Annotated in this window: 15 protein-coding genes and 1 riboswitch; of the genes, 7 read left to right on the forward strand and 8 right to left on the reverse strand. The window is 55.4% G+C overall.

The features are described from left to right. The 4 genes from NYE69_RS25460 to spoVAC all read right to left on the reverse strand — a co-directional run bounded on the left by NYE69_RS25460 (position 1) and on the right by spoVAC (position 2,935). Positions 1-957 (reverse strand): AAA family ATPase, encoded by a 957-nt coding sequence (locus NYE69_RS25460; protein WP_213511041.1) that lies wholly within the window; start codon positions 955-957, stop codon positions 1-3. Between the two features lie 108 nt (positions 958-1,065). Then, positions 1,066-1,416, reverse strand: coding sequence for a stage V sporulation protein AE (gene spoVAE, locus NYE69_RS25465; RefSeq protein ID WP_036621060.1), 351 nt, complete (start codon positions 1,414-1,416; stop codon positions 1,066-1,068). Beyond that, positions 1,413-2,435 carry a stage V sporulation protein AD gene (gene spoVAD / locus NYE69_RS25470; protein WP_340928485.1) on the reverse strand — a complete coding sequence of 341 codons (1,023 nt, stop codon included), beginning with the start codon at positions 2,433-2,435 and terminating at the stop codon, positions 1,413-1,415. The genes spoVAE and spoVAD overlap by 4 nt, the downstream gene beginning before the upstream one ends. Continuing rightward, the gene (spoVAC, locus tag NYE69_RS25475; RefSeq protein WP_411828901.1) at positions 2,435-2,935 is read right to left on the reverse strand and encodes a stage V sporulation protein AC; all 501 of its coding nucleotides are present in this window, start codon (positions 2,933-2,935) and stop codon (positions 2,435-2,437) included. The genes spoVAD and spoVAC overlap by 1 nt, the downstream gene beginning before the upstream one ends. Positions 2,936-3,414: 479 nt before the next feature. On the opposite strand from spoVAC, the gene NYE69_RS25480 reads away from it, so the two are divergent. The 6 genes from NYE69_RS25480 (at position 3,415) to NYE69_RS25505 (ending at position 10,178) form a co-directional block, all read left to right on the forward strand. Then, a complete protein-coding gene (locus NYE69_RS25480) occupies positions 3,415-4,488 on the forward strand; it encodes a M42 family metallopeptidase (RefSeq protein ID WP_340928486.1) in 1,074 nt (357 codons plus the stop codon). A gap of 636 nt (positions 4,489-5,124) precedes the next feature. After that, a riboswitch (cyclic di-GMP riboswitch) is annotated at positions 5,125-5,214 on the forward strand. Between the two features lie 208 nt (positions 5,215-5,422). After that, positions 5,423-6,688, forward strand: a complete 1,266-nt coding sequence (locus tag NYE69_RS25485; RefSeq protein WP_326047841.1) for a methyl-accepting chemotaxis protein — start codon at positions 5,423-5,425, stop codon at positions 6,686-6,688. Positions 6,689-6,706: 18 nt separating this feature from the next. Further along, entirely contained in the window at positions 6,707-7,141 is a 435-nt protein-coding gene (locus tag NYE69_RS25490) for a GAF domain-containing protein (RefSeq protein WP_326047842.1), read from the forward strand. Between the two features lie 20 nt (positions 7,142-7,161). Next, the gene (locus tag NYE69_RS25495) at positions 7,162-8,787 is read left to right on the forward strand and encodes a thiamine pyrophosphate-binding protein (protein ID WP_326045672.1); all 1,626 of its coding nucleotides are present in this window, start codon (positions 7,162-7,164) and stop codon (positions 8,785-8,787) included. A 47-nt stretch (positions 8,788-8,834) separates the two neighbouring features. Next, positions 8,835-9,176, forward strand: coding sequence for a hypothetical protein (locus tag NYE69_RS25500; RefSeq protein WP_036621050.1), 342 nt, complete (start codon positions 8,835-8,837; stop codon positions 9,174-9,176). Positions 9,177-9,188: 12 nt separating this feature from the next. After that, complete coding sequence (locus NYE69_RS25505) at positions 9,189-10,178, forward strand: ketoacyl-ACP synthase III (protein WP_326045671.1); 990 nt, start codon at positions 9,189-9,191, stop codon at positions 10,176-10,178. Between the two features lie 647 nt (positions 10,179-10,825). On the opposite strand, the gene NYE69_RS25510 is transcribed toward NYE69_RS25505, so the two are convergent. After that, positions 10,826-11,785, reverse strand: a complete 960-nt coding sequence (locus tag NYE69_RS25510; protein ID WP_340928489.1) for a phosphotransferase family protein — start codon at positions 11,783-11,785, stop codon at positions 10,826-10,828. Positions 11,786-11,854: 69 nt separating this feature from the next. Then, entirely contained in the window at positions 11,855-13,882 is a 2,028-nt protein-coding gene (locus tag NYE69_RS25515; RefSeq protein ID WP_340928490.1) for a beta-galactosidase, read from the reverse strand. 126 nt (positions 13,883-14,008) lie between these two features. Between NYE69_RS25515 and NYE69_RS25520 the strand changes: the two genes are divergently transcribed. Then, positions 14,009-14,842: an AraC family transcriptional regulator gene (locus NYE69_RS25520; RefSeq protein WP_270619342.1), complete on the forward strand. Its 834-nt coding sequence runs from the start codon at positions 14,009-14,011 to the stop codon at positions 14,840-14,842. Between the two features lie 1,039 nt (positions 14,843-15,881). Here the strand turns inward: NYE69_RS25520 and NYE69_RS25525 are convergent. Beyond that, a complete protein-coding gene (locus NYE69_RS25525) occupies positions 15,882-18,461 on the reverse strand; it encodes a glycoside hydrolase family 95 protein (protein WP_340928491.1) in 2,580 nt (859 codons plus the stop codon). A 143-nt stretch (positions 18,462-18,604) separates the two neighbouring features. Continuing rightward, the gene (locus tag NYE69_RS25530; protein WP_340928492.1) at positions 18,605-20,326 is read right to left on the reverse strand and encodes an ABC transporter substrate-binding protein; all 1,722 of its coding nucleotides are present in this window, start codon (positions 20,324-20,326) and stop codon (positions 18,605-18,607) included. Between the last annotated feature and the right edge of the window lie 226 nt (positions 20,327-20,552).

Below are 20,552 nucleotides of genomic sequence, written 5' to 3' on the forward strand. Positions count from 1 at the left end.
TTACCGCCCTACGGATAGCGGCACCTGGACCTGCCGCATGATTTGCTCCAGAACCTGGGCGGCATGGACTTGCCCTAGCCGAGATTCCGGACGGAGCAAAATCCGGTGGCCAAGTACGTACGGCGCGAGCGTCTTGATGTCATCCGGCAGTACATAATCCCGCTCCTGCAAAAAAGCGTACGCTTTGGCGGCCGCCACGAAAGCCAGCGAAGCGCGCGGCGAAGCTCCGAGCAACACGTCTTGATGCTCGCGCGTACGGCGGACGATGTCCAGCAGGTAATCGGCCAGCGCTTCACTGATATACACATCGCGGATTTCTTGCTGAATGGCCGCGATTTCTTCCATCGTCGTCACCGGCTGCAGCTGATCGGCCGGCTGCCCCTGGCTGTGGGAACGGAGCAGCGATTTTTCGGTGGCCGCATCGGGGTAACCGAGCCCGATCTTCAGCATAAACCGGTCCAATTGAGCCTCCGGAAGCATGTATGTTCCTTCAAAATCGATCGGATTCTGGGTCGCGCACAGCATAAAAGGCCGCGGCAGCTCATAAGTGATGCCGTCGGCGGTCACGCTCCGCTCCTCCATCACTTCCAGCAGCGCGGACTGCGTTTTCGTGGTCGCCCGGTTGATTTCGTCGGCCAGCAAAATATTGGTCATCACCGGCCCGGGCCGGAACACGAACCGTTCCTCATGGGGATGAAACACCGATACGCCCGTAATGTCGCTGGGCAAAATGTCGGGATTGCATTGAATCCGCCGGTAATCGCCGCGCATGGACTTGGCCAGGGCTTTGATCAGCTGCGTTTTCCCCGTACCCGGGACATCCTCGATTAATACATGTCCGCCGGCAAGCAGCGCGGAGAGCAGGAGATGGATTTCAAAAGATTTTCCTAAAATGCACGATTCCAAATTGTTTTTTACGGCGGTTAAAGTTCGAATCGATTGCTGTTGTACGGGCACGTATTTTTCCCTCCCAAATAGAACCCTGTATATATCTACCTATTTTACATGAAGATAGATTGGGAGTACACTCGCCGGCCCGCAAAAAGCCTGATTGTTATTTATTTCCTAGCCTTTGGGCCGGACGACCAAGGCCGCCAGGAAGGAGAAGATGATCGCTGAAGAAATCCCCGCGCTGGTGACTTCGAAAATACCGGTAATGACCCCGATCCAGCCCTGTTGCTGAAGTTCGGTCAGCGCCCCGTGAACAAGCGAGTTCCCGAAGCTGGTGATCGGCACGGAAGCCCCCGCTCCGGCGAATTTGACAAGCGGATCGTACCAGCCCAAACCGTCCATGATCGCCCCCACAACGACCAGCGTGCTCATCGTGTGCGCCGGCGTCAATTTAAGCACGTCGAACATCAACTGCCCGACAACGCAAATCAACCCGCCGATTACAAACGCCCAAACATAAATCATGATTCGCTTTCCTCCTTTTCCAGAGCAACCGCATGGGCGATGCAGGGAATGCTTTCCCCCTGCTGATAGGACAGCGGGGACAAAAGCGCTCCGGTGGCAACGACCAGCACGCGGCCGAGCTCTTTGTTTTTTAATTTTTGCAAAATCGAACCGTAAGCGACCACGGCTGAACAGCCGCAGCCGCTGCCTCCGGCCATAACGAAGGGCTGTTTGCCGCGGTCGTAGATCATCAGCCCGCAATCGTTAAATTCCGTCTTATCCATCGGTACGCCGTCTTTGGCCAAAATATCTTTGACGATGGCATGTCCGACCGAGGCGAGGTCCCCCGTGACGATTAAATCGTAATCTTCCGGCCCCCGCCCGGTGTCGCGGAAATGGGAGACCAGCGTATCCGCGGCCGCGGGCGCCATCGCCGCCCCCATGTTCAACGGGTCCTTCACGCCGAGGTCCTGGATTCGCCCGATCGTGGCATGTGTGATCCGCGGCCCCCGGCCTTGCGAAGACACGACGGCGCATCCTGACCCGGTTATCGTATATTGAGCCGTCCCCGGTTTCTGCGAGCCGTATTCCGTCGGATAACGGAACTGCTTCTCCGCCGTGCAGTTATGGCTTGCCGTGCCGGCCATCACGAACCGTCCGGCTCCGCTATCCGCAATCAGCGCGGCCAGCGCCAGGCCCTCCATGGAAGTGGAGCAGGCCCCAAAGACACCGAGGTACGGAGCGGCGATGGTCCTGGCCGCGAACGTGGCGGAGATGATCTGATTCATTAAATCGCCGCCGACAAAGCAGGACAACTCCTCCCGGGCGATCCCCGCGTTGACCAGGGCGAGGGCGGAGGCATGCTCGAGCAGCTTGCGCTCGGCCTTTTCCCACGTCTTTTCGTCGATTTCCAGATTGTCGTACACGAAATCAAAAGTCCCGCCGAGCGGTCCGCCCCCTTCCTCGGGACCGACGACCGTGGCCGCCCCGACGATCGCCGGTCTGGACCGGAACTCCCAAGTTTGTGCGCCAATAAGCATCAGTGGCCCCCCTCCAAACCGAAAATCGCATAAATCATCCCTACGATAAAAGCGGCCACCACGCCAAACACGACCACCGATCCCGCCAGCCTGAACATGTTGGCCCCAACGCCAAGCACCAGCCCTTCCGCCCGGGATTCGAGCGCGGAGGAGCACATCGAGTTGGCGAAGCCCGTGACGGGCACGGCGGTGCCCGCTCCGGCCCATTGCGCGATTTTATCGTATACCCCAAGCGAGGTGAGAATGACGGAAATCAAAATCAGCATGGCGACGGTCGGGCTGCTCGCCTCCCTTGACGTCATCCCGGCAAACGTCATGAACAACTGCTGGATACCTTGTCCGATCAGACAAATGAAACCGCCGACCAGAAAAGCTTTGAGGCAATTGGCAAAGATGCTTGTCTTCGGCTTGTGCTGGTCGGCAACCTGCTTGTATTCCTCTTCCGTCAGCAGCAGATGGTTCAGCTTCACCCGGGCGCCCGGTTTACTTTTTGTTGGCAACGGTATCCCTCCTTTTTCTGCTCATGCCTTATAAGCACGGTATATTCATTATTTGTCAGCGACTGGCTTGTTATGTTTGGTAAATCATCCATAGCGGCAAGCAGCGAACAAAACAAAACCCGCCAAGATCGCTCTGGCGGGTTCGGGACACCGGGTTTTGGGTAAAACAATTAGCGTCAAACAACGGAACTGGCGTCCAAGGCGTCCTATTTGTTTTTAAAGGTATAGAAGAATAATGACCAGCAGAATAAAGAGAAGACAGATCAACAGCCAATCCGTGGAGCGGAGTTCCATTTTTTTGCCTCCCTTATTTGGCCCCTTGCTTGTTAAAGTATATGCGCCGCCGCGAATTTGGTGCTTGGCCCGGCGGCAAAAGAACAGGACTTTTCAGGCGCATGGACAATCGGAACAAGGTGGTTCATACTAATGTAAAGAGCGTATGGCCTTGCCATTTGCAGGAAAAAAAGGAGAGAAACAAGATGAATGAAAAAACGCAGCAGCTGTTTAAACAGCTGACCGAATTTCCGGCGGCCCCCGGGTTTGAGCGGGAGCTGCGCGCCTTGGTTAAGGAGAAAATGTCCGCTTTTACGCAGGAGTTCGTTCAAGACCGGCTCGGCAGTTTGTTTGGGGTACTGCGCGGCGATGAGCAGGGACCGCGGGTCATGGTCGCCGGGCATTTTGACGAGGTAGGCTTCATCACGACCGGCATTAGCGATAACGGTATGGTGTCTTTTCAGCCGCTCGGGGGCTGGTGGAGCCAGGCGGTATTGGCGCAGCGCCTGCAGATCGTTACACCGAAAGGGAAAATCGTCGGCGTGGTCGGATCGACGCCTCCCCATCTGCTGGATGAAGCGCAGCGCGGCAAACCGGTCGACCTGAAAGCGATGTACCTGGATATCGGCGCCGACAGCCGCGAGGAAGCGGAAGCGGCCGGCGTGCAGATCGGGCAGCAGATTTTGCCGATCTGTGAATTTACTCCGCTCGTCAACCCGAAAAAAATCATGGCCAAAGCCTGGGACAACCGGTACGGCGTCGGTTTGGCGATCGAGCTGCTGGAAGCTTTGCATGGGGAAAAACTGCCCAACGTGTTGTACTGCGGAGCCAATGTGCAGGAGGAACTGGGTACGCGGGGAGCGCGCACGGCGGCCAATTTGATCCAGCCGGACATCTTCTTTGCGCTGGACGTCAGCGCGGCAAACGATATGACCGGCGACAAACGGGCCTTCGGCAAGCTGGGCGAAGGCGCTTTGCTGCGGGTGTACGACCCGACGATGCTGACGCATCGGGGGCTGGTCGAGTATATCCGGGACACGGCCGATACGCACCGCATCAAATACCAATATTTTGTATCCACAGGCGGAACCGACGCCGGTCCGGTTCATTTGAGCGGCATCGGCGTGCCTTCGGGCGTGATCGGCATCTGCTCGCGTTATATCCACACCTCGTCGTCCATCATCCATACCGACGACTACGCGGCCGCCAAGGAGCTGCTGATCCGGCTCGTCAAAGGACTCGACCGCACAACGCTGGCTACCATTCTGGAGCGGAGCTGACCAAACGGCGGGTGCGCTGCTTAATTAACGCCTGGATGGCAAGCTAACTCCTTGTTTAGCTTGACCGTCCGGCGGTTTTATTTTCGCTTAAGCAAGCCCGGTGAGCTCTCACGCTGGCCACAACTAATCTAACGGTTGCCACAACCGCTATTCGCTTAAAAAACGTTGATTTCAAATTGTAACGGTTGCCATAGCGCTTATTTCACTGAAATCCGGCTCATTTTGCTTAGTTTCAGGCAAATAACGCTTCTCACAACCGTTAAAATTTTGAACAGGGCTTTTTTCGTCAAATAGCCGCTATTACAACCGTTAGATTTTCTGCGAACCCAATTTTGCTTCGAACACCTAAGCCTTTCCAGGAAAACTGAACCCAGCCGTATGCGATAGGTCAGCCATCAATACCTTGAATCTAAAATGGGATATATAGTACATCCTTCCTATTCGACCTATATTTTCCCTTCTTTTTCTAGAACCAAAGTCATCCTCTTATAGTCCCCTATTATTGAAAATTTTTTGAATTTGCCGAAAATTTTATGAAATATCAGGACCCGCCTTCCGATATAAGTAGTATATTCCTAATCTGTGGGAGCGCCGCGACTTCACTCTCCCATCATTCACAACCAAATACAAGGAATAGGATGTAAATCGCAAACCTGGCCGAAAGGCAGGGACGCAAAGCCACGGATCTAAAATTCTTAACGGAATCATGACCGCCGGGATGCCAACCTTATGCCGAATCATGGCTTGTTGGCCGCCGGACTTTCTTCGCGAAAGTCTTTTTTTGGTTTCAATTAGGGCTTGGGGCCAGGTTAAAACGTCGCGGCGAAGCTTCGGACAAGGAAGGAGGGGACCTGCTTCTAAAAAGTTAAAACGGCGAAAAACGGAAAACGGCAGCTGCTAAGGGTATTAGAGTGACAGCAAAGGAGTAAGTAACTTGAAATTATCACATTTCGGTAAAGGCTTAGCCCGCAAGTTGTTGTTGCTGGTTGCCGGACCGCTTGCGGTGCTGGCGATCGTGCTCGTTCTGATCTTCTATCTGCTTGGACTGATGAACGGCTGGGCCGCCGCGCTGATGATCGTCCTGTTTGCCTTGATCGGCGCGGGGGAGGCCGTGCTGATTGCCGGGCTGCTCGACAAATCGTTCCAAAAAATGGCCGAGCGGACCAAAGCCATGACGGAAGGCGATTTAGCCTTCGACGGCGACGTCCAGGTGATGGACGAATTCAGCGAACTGGCCGGCCACCTGAAGCTGATCGGCGCCCAATTAAGGGAAGCGGCCGGGCATATGCAGGACATGTCGGCCAAGGTAGCCGATACGTCGCGGGACTTGACGGGCAATATGGAGTTTTGCAACGACCTCGTTGTAGGGGTCACGGAATCGATCAAAATGATTTCCGAAGGTAGTGAGCAGCTCGTCGAAAGTGCACGGAACAACCATTTGATGCTTGAAGAAGTCGGAAAAGGCATGGAGCACATCGCCCTGTCAGCGCAAGGTGTGGCGGAGGAAGCGACCGAGGCCGCGGCTCAGGCGAATGCGGGCAACGAAGGCATCGACCGCCTGGTTGACCAAATGAGCAAAATTTACGAAACCACGGTCGCTTCGTCGCAAACCGTAAACCAACTCGGCGAGCGGACGGAAGAAATCGACAAGGTCACTCTGCTGATCTCGGAAATTTCCAGTCAAATCAATTTGCTGGCATTAAACGCGGCTATCGAGGCCGCAAGAGCGGGCGAATACGGCAAAGGGTTCGCAGTGGTCGCGGGCGAAATCCGCAAGCTTGCCGAGCAATCGGCGGCATCGGCCAAGGATATCGCCGAGATGGCCGGCCATATCCGCACAGGCTCCGATCAATCGATCGAAGCGATGAAACGGGTCATGACCGAGGTCGAGACCGGAAGCGTCCTCGTTACCTCCGCCGGCGATTCGTTCCAGCAAATCGTGCATTTGGCCGAGCAGGTGTCCACCCGGGTTCAGGAAGTTTCCGCGGTGACGCAGCAGATCAGCGCAAGCACGGAACAAATCATGGACTCCGTAAGACAGACGCTCGAGATTACCGAGGTCAATCTGGCCGGGACCAAGGAGATCATGGCTTGCTCGGAAGAACAGTTGACCGCCATGGAAGAAACGCTCGAATCTTCCAAGCAGCTTGAGACGGAAGCCGAAAAACTGAAGTCCCTATTAAACAGATACTCAATCTAGCAAGCGAGGAGGATGGACATGGAACGATTAGCTTTGCTGTTTGAAGCGCTGGAACGCCTGACCGGCGTGGCCGATATCGCCTATCACGAAATCAGGGAAGGCCGCTTGAACCCGGTGTTGAAAACGAAAACGGATCACCTTGGCGTGGAGCGGTGGAAAAGCGTACATGCGCAAAATCCGGTCTATATCGAACATGACCGCCTGCTTCGCGAACTGATGGCCCATCCCCAAACGGCGGCAGTGGTTCAGGACGTCAAAAACGATCCCAGATCGGCCGATGAGTTTTTTCTGTTCGGGATCGACAGCATCATGGTTATTCCCGTCATGCACGACGGCGCGGTTCAGGGTATTGTCGTTGTCGCCTCGATAGGCAAGCTGCATTTTTTCTCCGCCGAGGAGATCGAACGTGCGGAAGCACTGGTGAACGAATACAGAGATGCGTTTCAACACTAGGATAAGGAGATATCCGGAATATGAACATAGCCGAAGCCATACTCAAGTATTTGAAGGAAACCGGAGTGGATTGTATTTTTGGGATTCCGGCAGGAATCATCGGTCCGATTTACGATGCGTTGATCGATGTCGATATGAAGCCGATCATTACGAAAAATGAAGCTGGAGCGGCTTATATGGCGGCGAGATATGCCAGCACCTCCGGGAAGCTGGCCGTTTGCGCCGGCGCCGGGGCGGTAGGCGTAGCGAACATGATGAACGGGATCGCCGACGCCATGCGGGCCAAAGCTCCGCTGCTCGTGATTACCGGCTACGTAAACCGATGGCAGATCGGCAAAGGTGCCATCCAGGAGATGGACGCCCAGCATATCGTCAGACCGATCACCAAATACAGCAACACGGTCATGAACGAAGCGGAAGTCATGGCCGAGCTGGACAAGGCGGTAAGGATCGCCCTTACACCTCCTTTCGGGCCAGTACATATTTCCGTGCCGATCGATGTGCAGCGGATGGAAGCGCCCCCCAGCCTTCCCGCCGCCCCGGATCCCGCGCTGCTTCAGCGGATTCCGTTCGATCCGGCGGAGTTGGACCGGGCGGCCGCCCTGCTGAACGAAGCAGAGCATGGTCTCATCATGGTCGGACGCGGCGGGCGGGCCGCAGCCGAAGAGATTATGCGCCTTAGCGAGCGGCTGCAGTGGCCCATCATTACGACGCCGTCGGCAAAAGGAATCATCCCCGCCGACTTCCCCCTTAACCTGGGGAATTACGGGTTTTCCAGCACCGACGCGGCGTTTGAATACGTCAACGCTTCCCCGGCTTCGTGCCTGCTCATCTTGGGAACAAGCCTTGGGGAAGCCTCTACCTGCAATTTCAACGAAGCGCTTGTGGCCGGACGCAAAGTGATCCATATCGACCGCGACGGCAAAGAGCCGGGGAAGGTCTTCAAAACGGACGCGGCGGTGGTCGCCGATCTCCAGGACGCGGTCCCCTATCTTCTCCGGCAGGCTCAGCCTGCGCCAGGAGCTTTCAAAAAGCCGCTGCCGCTTAACGAACCTTATGAACTCAATCATACCGGCTTGTCGCTGCGGCTGTTTTTGGAGAAGCTGTCCAAGGTCATGCCGCGGGATACGCGTTATGTGTGCGATATCGGGGAATTCACCAACTTCGTGCTGAAGTATCTGGAAGTCCCCGCGGGCGGAGACTTTGAAATCAATCTAAACTACGGAGCGATGGGCTCGGCGATGGCCGGCGGACCGGGACTCTATCTGGCCGATTCAAGCCGTCCGGTCGCGGTGATCGCCGGCGACGGTTCGTTTTTCATGAACGGTTCCGAAGTGCTTACGGCCAAGGAGTACAAGCTGCCTATCACCTATATCATCATCAATAACGCTATGCTTTCCTATGTCGAACGCGGGCAAAAATTTCTGTACAACCGCACGATGCCGGACTATAAGCAGGAGCGGATATCCATCGCCGACATGATGCGGACGGCCGGAATCCGGACGATGTCCGTGGACCGGCTGGAGGATATGGACGAAATCCCGGGATTCGTCCGGGAAATGGCAGGCCCTTGCCTGATCGAGGTGAATACCGATGGCAGCGAGCCGGCGCCGATTCTCGATCGTCTGAAGGCGCTGAAAAAGTAATTTTTTTAATTTTTAACTATCAACGATTACAGGAGGAACCACATCCAATGGGAAGCTTTAATATTAAAATCGATCAATCCGCCAAAGTATTTCACGCCGATGTAGAAGGAACCTTTTCGCCCGAAGACGGACAAGCGTCCATCGAGGCTTATAGCAAAGCGATTTCAACCATTTCCGTACCGGAGTATGAAATCGACATCGACTGCACCAAACTGAACGTCTCCGCGCCGGATTCACTGCCGCTTCTGGAAGGATGCTTTGCCCTCTACAAAAAAGACGGCTTCAAAAAAGTGACGCTGCGCATTGTCAAAAACCCGATTCTGAAAATGCAGCTTTCGCGCGTGGCCCGAACCGTTAAGCTGGACAGCTACGAAATCATCGAAGTGTAAGGAGAGATGGCTATGAGAGGCGTGCAAATTCGCGAGATTGCCATGTACCATCCGGCAAATGAAGTGGATAACGAATACTACATCAACTATTTTGCGGAAAAAGGGACGGATGTGACCGGTCTCGTAACCGCGCTCGGGCGTAACAAGCGTTTTATCATCGACAACCCGGAAGAAAATACGCTGACGATGGCGGCGGAAGCCTCAAAGCTGGTGCTGAAGAAAAGCGGTCTTGAGGCCAAGGATGTAGACCTGATTATTTTTACATCGCAAACACCGGAGTATCTGCTCCCCAGCAATGCGCTGAAGCTGCACCATGCACTGGGCGGCGACCTCTCTACAGCCTGTTTTGATATCAACGCCAACTGCGCGGGCATGCTCGTGGCGATCGAGCAAGCCTGCCGGTATATGACGGCCAACCCGCGGGTAGAGCGGGCGCTTGTCGTCGGGGCGGATTATTTGTCGATTCACAGTCCGGAGCAGCCCGTCTATTACTCCAACTTTGCCGAGTCGGCGGTTGCCGTCATTTTGGAGCAGGCGGAAGGAACCCGCGGGCTGATCGACTCCGTTTATCAAACCGATACGTCCGTGATCGACAACTCCCTGTTCCCGGCCCACGGTTTGTCCAATTTGTACCGCGAGGAGTTTACGGCCAAAGACGCGCAGGTGCAGTTTACGCCGTTTGACGATTCGGTTTGCGCGGAATCCGCGGTGAACTCCATCCGCATTTTGCTCGAACGCAACAATCTGAACAAGGAGCAAATCGGCGGCTTCCTGTTCTCCCAGTTTACCATCGGCAATATTAAACGGGTTACCGAAGGCCTGGGGATCGATCAAGACAAAGTCGTCTACATCGGCGACCGATTCGGATACACCGCTTCGACCAGCCCGCTGCTCGCCCTTCACGAGGCCGTGCAAGCCGGTAAAGTACAGCGCGGCGATTACCTCGTCTTCTGGACGGTTGGCGCCGGTTGGCAAAATGTCAGTCTGCTGATGCAATATTAAGAAGAGGTGACATTGCGGGTTGTTGCATTCTATGTTATGCATATTCTATATGGTGCACATCTCTATGGTGCACATCTCTATGGTTTACATCTCTATGGTGCATATTCCGTAGATGCAGCATTGCGCGGGTTTACCGGTTCCTCGACGAGGAATTATGCGAAATGCAAAAGTGCAGGCGGTTTTTGTCGAGATTCCTCGAAACTCTTGGTTCAAATGCAAAAGTGCAGTTCATTTGTGGCCAATAGCCACTTTTTGCCGAAATAGGCACAAAACAACTGCACTTTTGCATCTCACTTGCCTCGAATAGGGGAAGTACGGAAAATCAAATGCACTTTTGCAGTTGGTTATGCCAACGCTGAAACTTACATCTTATTCCTAAAAAAACGCGGGTTGCCGAGGAGAATCTCCCTGCAGCCCGCGCTTTTGTTGCTCCCACCGTTACAGCATGGAGCGGCCCCCCGTTGTTATACAACGATCATGCATATTGCTCGTGCGTCATCTCGTGCGTCATCTCGTGCGTATCTCGTGAGTCATACTTATGCCTATACGAGCCATTCTCGTGCGTCATTCATGCCATCGGCCCTGCGCTTCCCTCTTCTCGCTAAAATATACTTCATTCAGGTAGTCGGCCAGAATGCGTGCCAACATTAAACATCCCTATTTAAGCCACTCCAAGTACGGGCTAAATGCTCCTCCGCCCAGCGGATATGATTCGCGTCGATGTACTGGCGGAACCTGCATTCAATGTGAAGAATCAACGCGATGTACAGGTCGTACAAGGCCATCCGCTCGCATTCCGCCACCGTAAAATCCTGCTTGCCGTAGCCGTCCAGGAACGCCCCGTTTTCCACAAACGAGCGGAAGTAGTATTCCATCAGCGGATCGCCCCAGAGCGCCCTTTCGCAGTCGATGATGGCGATAAGACGCCGGTCTTTGACGAATACGTTCCCATCCCACAAGTCCCAATGGACCAGCCGCGGAACCGTGACCTCCCCCAAGCTGGCCTGCCGCTCACGAAGCAGGCCGAATACCTCCTCCGCATCCATCGGGAGGGCAACGGCTTGATCCGCGGCATCGGCCAAAACGCCGCCGATCATGTCCGTAAATACGGCCGGCCAGCTATCCCCTTGACTGTCTTCCCGTACGTAATACCCGAATCTTTTTCCTTGAATTTCGTTAATCCGCCGGTTCACCCGTCCAAGTTCAACTTCAATGTCCCGCCGTTCCTCCGGCCCCATCTGCTCCTTCACCTTGTTGTAAGGATCGCCCGGAACGAACTCCATCAGGAACCACTCGCTCCCCTCTACGCCTCGCTCCTCGTACAGAATCCCGGGCACCGGGATGCCGTCCGCCGCGGCGAGCAGACGAAGCACCTTCACTTCCGCGGTCATCACATTCCGCTCATACCGCAGCATCCCTTCCTCCGAACCGGGAGCAAGCTTCAGCACCGTCTTCATGCCGTTATCCAGGGTCAAGGCGTACGCGGAGTTGAACCAGCCGTCCTTTAATTCCTCATAACCGTCCAATCGTCTCTGACCTTGAAATGCCCGCTCCACTAAGGCCGTGAGTTCCTCGCCGGACAACCGCCGCTTGATTGCGCTTTCCATACTGTTGCCTCCTTATGTAAAAGCACCCTGCACACAAAACCGCTTGCAGGGTGCTTGATGAACGTAATTCTATTTATCTTCCAAGATGAGCACGCCGCGGCCGGACACGGTTACGGTTCCAGCTAGTGTCTCCCCGCTAAGCAGTTCCTTTTTGGTATTGGCGCCGATATCCACTTGGGTGTCTTCCGCGTTGTGGTTAAGCAGGAACAGATAAGCTTTGCCGTCTTTCACCCGGCGCGCCGTCTCAACGCCTGCGGGAGCTTCGAGCAGAGGCTTGATTCCTTTTTCCTCGCACAGATTTTTGAGGAACCCTTGCAGGAATGAAGCCTCCGGACTGCTGGCGACATAATACGCCCGGCCGTTTCCGAAGCGGTTTACCGTCAGCACCGGCATGCCTTTATAGAAATCCGCGTCGTATTCCGCCAGCACTTCGGCGCCTTCCGCATGAATGAGGTCGCAGAGCAAGCCGCATTCGTAAGGTCCTGTAAGTTCACCCCACGGCTGCTTCATGACGATTTGGTTTTTCTGGTCCGGGAACAACGCGTCGATCTCTTCCGCCCAAATGCCCAGCACCGGACGCAATTCCCCCGGGTACCCGCCCGTCGTAACCAGATCGTTCTCGTTGACGATCCCGCTGAAGAACGTCGTAACGAACGTCCCGCCGTTTTGGGTAAATTCCTCCACCTTTTTCGCAAAACCCGGCTTCACCATATACATGACCGGCGCGATCACGATCTCGTATTTGCCGAAGTCCTCTTCCACCGACACCATATCGCATTCCACATGCATCCGGAAGAGCGCATCATAATATTTGTGAACCTCATTAACGTAATTCAGCGCGACGGTCGGTCCGCTGGAGAGCTCCGTCGCCCACCGGTTTTCCCAATCATAAACTATCGCCACCTTGGCTTCCGTGCGGGCATCGAGCAGCGTGCCGCCCAGTTGCTGGAGCTCCCGGCCGAGTTCGGCAACTTCGCGGAACACCCGGGTATGCTCGTGGCCGACGTGCTCGATCACGGCGCCGTGGTATTTCTCACACGCTCCGATGGACCGGCGCAGCTGGAAGAACAGCACCGTGTCGGCCCCATGGGCGACCGCCTGGTAGCTCCACAGCCGCATCACGCCCGGCCGTTTGAGCGAGTTGTACGGCTGCCAGTTTTGCTGGCTTGGCGTCTGCTCCATCAGCATAAACGGCGCTCCGCTTTTCAGCCCGCGCATCAGGTCGTGCGTCATCGCCGTATGGCTGACCGGCGTATCGAGGGAAGGATAGTTGTCCCAGGACACGATATCCATGTATTTGGCCCACTCGAAGTAATCAAGCTCCGGATAGAAACCCATCAGGTTCGTCGTTACCGGTATGTCCGGCGTATACTTTTTGATGGCCTCATATTCCAGCTTATAGCAGTCGAGCAGCGACTGGGACTGAAAGCGGCGATAGTCCAGGGAAATCCCTTGGAAATTGGTGCGGTTTCCATTCCATTCTTCACTCAGTTCGTTCGGAACGACGATATCTTCCCAATCGTAAAACGTATGCCCCCAGAAGCGGGTATTCCAGGCGCGGTTTACTTCATCCAACGTGCCGTAACGCTCCTTGAGCCAGGTGCGGAACGCCGCGGCGCAGTTGTCGCAGTAGCAATATCCGCCGTATTCGTTGGATACATGCCAAATCAGAAGGCCCGGGTGATCCTTGTACCGCTCGGCCAAGAGCCCGGCGAGCTTTTCCGAATACTTCCGGTAAGCCGGCGAGTTCGGGCACGAATTGTGACGGCCGCCGAACCGGCGTTTCCGCCCTTGCACGTCGACGCGCAGCACGTCCGGATATTTCCGGGCCATCCAGGCGGGATGAGCGCCAGTGCTGGTCGCCAGGCACACGTGCACGCCGCTTTTATATAAACGGTCGATCGTTGCGTCGAGGAAACTGAAATCGTAAGTATCCTCGTCCTGCTGCAGCATCGCCCAGGAGAACACGTTTACGGTTGCCACGTCGATGCCCGCCAGTTTGAACATCCGTTCATCCTCTTGCCAAGTTTCAGGTCCCCACTGCTCCGGATTATAGTCACCGCCGTACCATATTTTCGGCAGTTTTTCGTTGATCACTGCACACACATCCTTTTGAGAATAATATAATTATATCTCCATTGTAGGAAGTTTCTTATCCGCTTTATATATAATATTATTGTTTTGATATATAATAATGTGGAACTCATCCCAGGAGGGAAAAATATGAGCGCGCGCGCGTTTACCCGTTTTGTTTTTTCTCCCGCCGCCAATCCCGATCTTCCGCTTCTCGTGGAGAGCATCGGCTACAACCCGAACCAGGAAAAAATCACCCGCCCGAACGGATATCCTTATTATCATTGGCTACAAACCGAGGAAGGCCAAGGCCTGCTTACCTACGGCAGCGAAAGTGTCGTGTTGTCGTCCGGCTGCGGCGTATTGCTGCCTCCCGGGATGCCCCACGCCTATGAGGCGAAGCGGGGCGCTGGCTGGGCAACGTATTACCTAACCTTCGGCGGCGTGGCTGCCGCGGCGATTCTGTCGGCTTTCGGGATCCGCGACTCCGCCTTGTTCCGCTGGGACCCGGAGGCCCCTCTGGCCCCGATGCTCGGCGAAATGCTGAACAAGGTCGGCAGCGGCACCGACCTGTTCGGCCTGGAGACGTCAGCCGGCACTTACCGTTTTTTGGGCATGCTCAGCAAATTCGGGCAAGCCAGCAACATGTCCGTCTCCCGCAATATGGAGAAGCTGGCGCCGCTGCTGCATTGGATGGAGCAGGAGTACGGCAACCCCGACATTGGCCTGGATAAGCTTGCCCAAGAGATCGGCATGTCCGGCCGCCATTTAAGCAAGCTGTTCCAGCAGACGCTCGGCGTATCTCCCTACGCTTATCTCACCCAAATGCGCATCCATAAAGCCAAGGAGCATCTGGCCGGCGAACCAGGAGTTACCGTAGCCGCCATCGCCGGCAAAACCGGGTTCCGCGATGCCAGCCATTTTGTCGCCACCTTTCGCAAGCATACCGGCATGACACCGCAGCAGTTCCGCCGGCTGCATTAGATGCGGCCCCGGTGGTTGCATTGGTTGTTGCCGGTGGCTGTATTAGATGCGGCCGGTGGTTGCACTGGTTGTGGCCGGCGGTTGCACTAGTTTGTGGCCGTGGTTGCACTGGTTGTGGCCGGCGGTTGCACTAGTTTGTGGCCGTGGTTGCACTGGTTGTGGCCGGCGGTTGCACTAGTTTGTGGCCGTGGTCGCACTGGTTGTGGCCGGCGGTTGCATAAAGCGCTGACTGGCCGCAAACGGACCAAGTTTGGCTGCTTGCCGTATAGCCCGGCCCGGCGTAAACGTCTCAAGTAACGCTGTTTGCAATACAGCTTGACCGTGCGTACGGGACACCTAGCTCCGCCGACCGCCATTTCGGCCCGGCACGATGCCCAAGCAGTGCAAGCAATTCCGGCGGCCAGTGATGTTGCGACAGATCATTTCTGACCCCAAAACAAACTCTAACGGTTGCCACAGCCGCTAATTGATCCCAAAACGCCGATTTCAAATTCTAACGGTTGTCATAGCGCTTATTCCACTTAAATTAGGCTAATTTCACCTGAATTAGAGTAAATAACGGCGCTGACAACCGTTAGAATTTAGAAGGGGACTTTTTTGTTAAAATAGCGGCTGTTACAACCGTTAGAATTCCGCCAGTCGCAATGCTGCAAAAATGCTGGTCTCCCCCGCACGATCCTCCGGCATGATGCTCCCGCACGATGCTCCGACACGATACTCCCGCACGATGCTCCGACACGATACTCCGATCTTTCCGAGCAACTGCAGTCTTGCAGTAGTTCGGTTCATACTAGCCTAATGGTTTACTCTGGTAAGTTACTCTGATGAGCCTAATCCTAACGAACGGCAGTGACCTTATTTCGGCGAAATCAACAGTTTTCAAAGTGTAACGGACACCATCGATCTTATTTGGCACAAATACGTAAGGTTGCGGTCTTTTTCGCACAAATAACAAGCTCCCCCCGTTAGAAATAAAAAGGGCGGCTTTTCAGGCAAATAAGGCCGTACAGGTCCGCTAGCCTTCACCAGTCGGATCTGCCTATTGAATCAAATACGGCGTATTCGCTTCGGTCCAAAAGCGCTCCCCGTCCCCGGCCGTGCTTCCGTCCGGCAGATGAACGCGCCGCCCGTTTAGGCCGCGCACCGTACACCATCCGCCGACAGCCGATGTGATGCAGGCCGATGCGACCCCACCGCTCTCCCAGACGATATCGACGGTAAATCCGCCGCGCGCCCGCAAGCCGCGGACCTGGCCGGACGCCCAGGCCTTGGGCAGCGCCGGCAGCAAATCGATGCCGTTCATATGGCTTTGCAGCAGCATTTCGGCGATTCCCGCCGCCCCGCCGAAATTGCCGTCGATCTGGAACGGCGGATGGTCGTCAAACAAGTTCGGATACGTCGAACGGGACAGCAGCGTTTCCACGAACCGGTGCGCCGTTTCTCCGTCCCCCAGACGCGCGTACAGATTGATCAGCCAAGCGCAGCTCCAGCCGGTATGGCCGCCGCCGTTTTGAATCCGGTGCTGAAGCGATTTCCGCACGGCTTCCGCTATTTCGGGCGTATCCCGCACCGTAATCGAATCGCCGGGATAAAGCCCGTACAAATGCGAGACATGGCGGTGTCCCGGCTCCGGTTCGGCGAAGTTTTCGCTCCATTCCTGCAGCCTCCCGTCAGGGCCTACCTGCGGCCCGACCATGCGCTCCGCCGTTTCCACCAGTTCGCGGCGCCACGTCTCATCCACGCCCAAAATTTCCGCCGCCCGAACCGTATGCGCAAACAGCTCGCGTATTAGCGTCAAGTCCATCGTCGTTCCCGCCGATACACTGCACTTTTCGCCCTCCGGCGTTAAAAACTGATTTTCCGGTGAGGTCGACGGCGCCGTCGTCAGCAGCCCGTCAGGGCCGGGGACCAGCCAGTCCCGGCAAAATTCCGCCGCACCTTTCATCAGCGAATAGGCGGTCTCCCGCAGAAACTTATCATCCATCGTGAATTCGTAATGCTCCCAAAGATGCCGGCACAGCCATACGCCGCCCATCGGCCAAAACGCCCAATTGGCCTGGCCGTCCGTCGGCGTCGATTGGCGCCACAGGTCGACGTTGTGGTGAGCGGTCCATCCCCGGCAGCCGTAATGAATCCGCGCTGTCCTTGCCCCCGTATCGCTCAGCTCCCGGATCAGCCGGAACAGCGGCTCATGGCACTCACTTAAATTGGCCACCTCCGCCGGCCAATAATTCATTTGCGCGTTGATATTGGTCGTATACCCGCTGTTCCAGGGCGGCTGAATATGCGGATTCCAGATCCCCTGCAAATTGGCCGGCTCCGTCCCCGGCCTGGAGCAAGCCATCAGCAAGTAACGGCCGTACTGAAAATACAGCGCCTCCAGCCCCGGATCCTGCGCTCCATCGCGATAAGCTTCGAGCCGCTCGTCGGTGGGCAGTTGCGAAGGCGCCGTGCTCCCAAGCCGTTCAGCCGCAGGAAACTCCGAAGGCGCCGTGCTCCCAAGCCGTTCAGCGGCAGGAGACTCCGAAAGCGCCGTGCTCCCAAGCTGTTCGCCGGCAGGAAACTCCGAAGGCTTCCCGCTCCCAGACCGTTCGCCGGCAGACAGCTTCGAAGGCTCACCGCTCCCAAGCCGCCCATGGGCAGGCAACACCGGTGGTACCGTGTCCCCAAGCCGCAGCTCGACGCGGCGGAACAAACCGCGGTGATCCGCGATATGTCTTTCCCGCAGCCGCTCATAGCCCAGCGAAGCTGCTGCTTTCAAAACGGTGCCGCATTTTTTGACAAGTTCGCCTTCCTCCATCCCCGTTCCGGGCATGACCTTATAACCGGCAAAATCAGTCGCCGCGGCCAGCAAAAACGTCGCCGCCCGCGCTCCGCGGACGATCAGCCGGCCGGATTCGTCCGTCCAGACGGTCCCGCCTTCCGTCAGCGCTTGCACATGCGCTTCAAAGGATATCCCCAATCCCTCTTCATACAAGACGGATTGCGGGTGGTCGCCGCGGTAATTGTCGGCAATATGGCTGGGGCAGCGCCCTGTCATGACGATTCCCGCTTCCCCCGGGAGCGCTTTCGTTTGGAACACCTGCGGGGAATCAAGCGATGCCGAAAGGTCGATAGTCCCCTCTCCTTCGGCGCGAATATGTACCGCAAGCACTTGGTCCTCCGCGCTGACCAGCACCTCGCGAGTGTAGACCGTCCCGCCAAGCCGGTACGAAACGGTCGCCACCCCCGCGTCCAAATCCAAATCCCGCCGGTAATCCGAAACCGCCGGAACGTCCTCCAGCAGGTCCAGCTTTAAGTTGCCAAGCGGCTGATACGCTTCGGTCCCCGTGCCGACCATTTTGGCTTCAACCAACTGCTCGGCCTCTTTATATTTCCCGGAAAATATCAGCTCCCGAGCCTTTTTTAAGTGCCGCAGCGCGTCGTAGTTTTGCGTGTCGCGCGGAAAACCCGACCAGAGCGTGTCTTCGTTTAAAGCGATAAGCTCCTGCTTCACTCCGCCGTAGATCATGCCGCCGATTCGCCCGTTGCCTACGGGAAGCGCTTCCTCCCAACGCGATGCGGGCTGCTTATACCATAACTTCCATTCTGCTTCCGCCGAACGTTCCAGTTTGGCCACCTTCTCTCAATTTTATAATAAGTTGAATTATTGACTATACGTGTATACTTCTAAATTCTACGATAAATCCGCAGAAAAGGCCCGATGAAAATACGGGCCTTTACGTTAATTTTCATATTTGCGGCAATTCCGGTGATCCTAATTTATTGCAAATCTTTGCCGGTGAACAGTTCCACTCTCTTCTTAACGAGTTCGGTATATTCGGCTTCCATCTTTTGAGCGCCGGCTTTGTCCAACTCGGCGAGGAATGCGTCGTACACCTTGTCGAAGTCCGCTTCCTTGGCCAAGATGGCTTCCGGAATCCGTTTGCGGACAATGTCCTGCGTTTTCTGGAAAATAACCTGATAATCCCCGTCGGTCGGAACCGGCATGTTGTACAGAGCGCCCCATTCTTTAGCCGGGAAATCGTCCTCTTGCGGGAATAAGTCTTTCCAGGTGGTTGCGTTGTAAGCTTTCAGCGTTTCCTTCTCGGCTTTGGTGTAGTTTTCTACGATTTGTTCCGGGAAGTTGGTCGTATAATAATTGCCGGAAGGATCTTTAACACCGTCGCCGTAGCGGGCGCCAAAAATTTTGTACAAGCCGTCCGGATTGCCGAGACCGGTTTGTTTTGTAAAATTCGTCGTATCATTTACTCTACGATCTGTAATCTCTTCCGGTATAACGCGTTTGCCATTCTCGTCGACCGTGTAATGTTTGCCTTCAATCCCCCAGTTTACAAGAACCTGGCCTTCATCGGAAGACAGCCAGTCGATGAATTTAATCGCCCGCACCGGATCTTTGCAGGCGGTCGTGATGCTGATGCCGTAACCGTCAACGCCGGCGGATTGGAAGGAGTGATCCTTATATTCTTCGCTCAGCGTAACCGGGAAATGGGCGTACGTGTATTCGTCTTTGCCGGCCGATTTCAGCGCGTTTTCGGCATCCATGTAACCCCATTCCTGGTCGATCAGGCCAAGCACGCGGCCGCTGGCGATTTTCGCTTTGTATTGGTCGTCTTTTTGCACAAACGTGTCTTTATCGAGCAGACCTTCGTTGTACATATGGTTCAGCCAACGGAAGTATTCTTTCTCTTCCGGACGTTTATAGTGCAGCTTCGCTTCGTAAGTTTGCGGATCCACGTAGTACTCGCCGTCGTCCGGAGCACCGGTGGCGATAAACGCCGGGTTCGTCACGGTGATCATGATTCTCCAGTCGTCGGCGTTCAGCGTCAGCGGAATCGTCGGCTGTCCGTCCGTGGTCGGATTTTTTTCCACATATTGCTTGAGGACGTTTTCAAAGTCTTGTACCGTGCGCACCTTCGGGTATCCGAGCTCTTTCAGAACGCGCTGCTGGATTTCAAACCCGCCGCCGGCGTCAAAATACTGCTGGTCCACGCCCACGTTGGTCGGGATCGAATAAATCGCCGGATCTTCGTTGCTGTATTTCAGACGGTTCATGTTTTCGCTGAATATCTTTTTAATGTTCGGCGCATGTTTATCGATCAGTTCGGTCATATCCACAATATAGCCGGCATCCACCAGTTTGGACAGATTCCCTTTGGCGAAAATCAGGTCCGGCACATCGCCGCTGGCCGCCATCAAAGCGATTTTGTTGTCGCCGCCGCCGCTGCCCACGTCAAACTCGGCTTCGATCGTCACGCCGGTTTTTTCCGTAATCGCTTTCCCCACTTCGTCCTGCATATTGTTCCAGTTCGGGCTGGCGTCAGCGCCGAAGAAGGTAAAGGTGACCGGGCTCGTATCATTGCCCGTTTCTCCCCCGGAGCCCTTCGTATTGCCGGACGCGCCGTTGTTGCTGCCGCAGCCCCCGACCAGCAAGGTGCCGGCCAGCAAAATCGCCGCGAAGGTTTTAGGGCTTTTCCATTTCATATCTTCTTTCCCCCCGTATTCTTATTCAAAAAAATATATTGTATAACAGGCTATATTAGTTGAACTATTGATTGTACGGATCAGGGCAGCCGTGTGAAATGTTCTTACAATCGCTGCCCGCCCCAGATTTCTTTGATTAAGTAGATTCATACAAGGTAGAAATCCGGTCACAAAGGCGACCAAGCATATGCTTCCGATGCAGCTTTCTTCCAGAAAGCTGTTAGTT

The sequence above is a fragment of the Paenibacillus sp. FSL R5-0527 genome, assembly GCF_038008055.1.
GTDB lineage: Bacteria > Bacillota > Bacilli > Paenibacillales > Paenibacillaceae > Fontibacillus > Fontibacillus macerans.

Coding starts and splice junctions, on each gene's coding strand:
- spoVAE (WP_036621060.1), bottom strand. CDS start 1,416: ATGATTTATGTTTGGGCGTTTGTAATCGGCGGGTTGATTTGCGTTGTC.
- spoVAD (WP_340928485.1), bottom strand. CDS start 2,435: ATGCTTATTGGCGCACAAACTTGGGAGTTCCGGTCCAGACCGGCGATC.
- NYE69_RS25480 (WP_340928486.1), top strand. CDS start 3,415: ATGAATGAAAAAACGCAGCAGCTGTTTAAACAGCTGACCGAATTTCCG.
- NYE69_RS25490 (WP_326047842.1), top strand. CDS start 6,707: ATGGAACGATTAGCTTTGCTGTTTGAAGCGCTGGAACGCCTGACCGGC.
- NYE69_RS25495 (WP_326045672.1), top strand. CDS start 7,162: ATGAACATAGCCGAAGCCATACTCAAGTATTTGAAGGAAACCGGAGTG.
- NYE69_RS25500 (WP_036621050.1), top strand. CDS start 8,835: ATGGGAAGCTTTAATATTAAAATCGATCAATCCGCCAAAGTATTTCAC.
- NYE69_RS25505 (WP_326045671.1), top strand. CDS start 9,189: ATGAGAGGCGTGCAAATTCGCGAGATTGCCATGTACCATCCGGCAAAT.
- NYE69_RS25510 (WP_340928489.1), bottom strand. CDS start 11,785: ATGGAAAGCGCAATCAAGCGGCGGTTGTCCGGCGAGGAACTCACGGCC.
- NYE69_RS25520 (WP_270619342.1), top strand. CDS start 14,009: ATGAGCGCGCGCGCGTTTACCCGTTTTGTTTTTTCTCCCGCCGCCAAT.
- NYE69_RS25530 (WP_340928492.1), bottom strand. CDS start 20,326: ATGAAATGGAAAAGCCCTAAAACCTTCGCGGCGATTTTGCTGGCCGGC.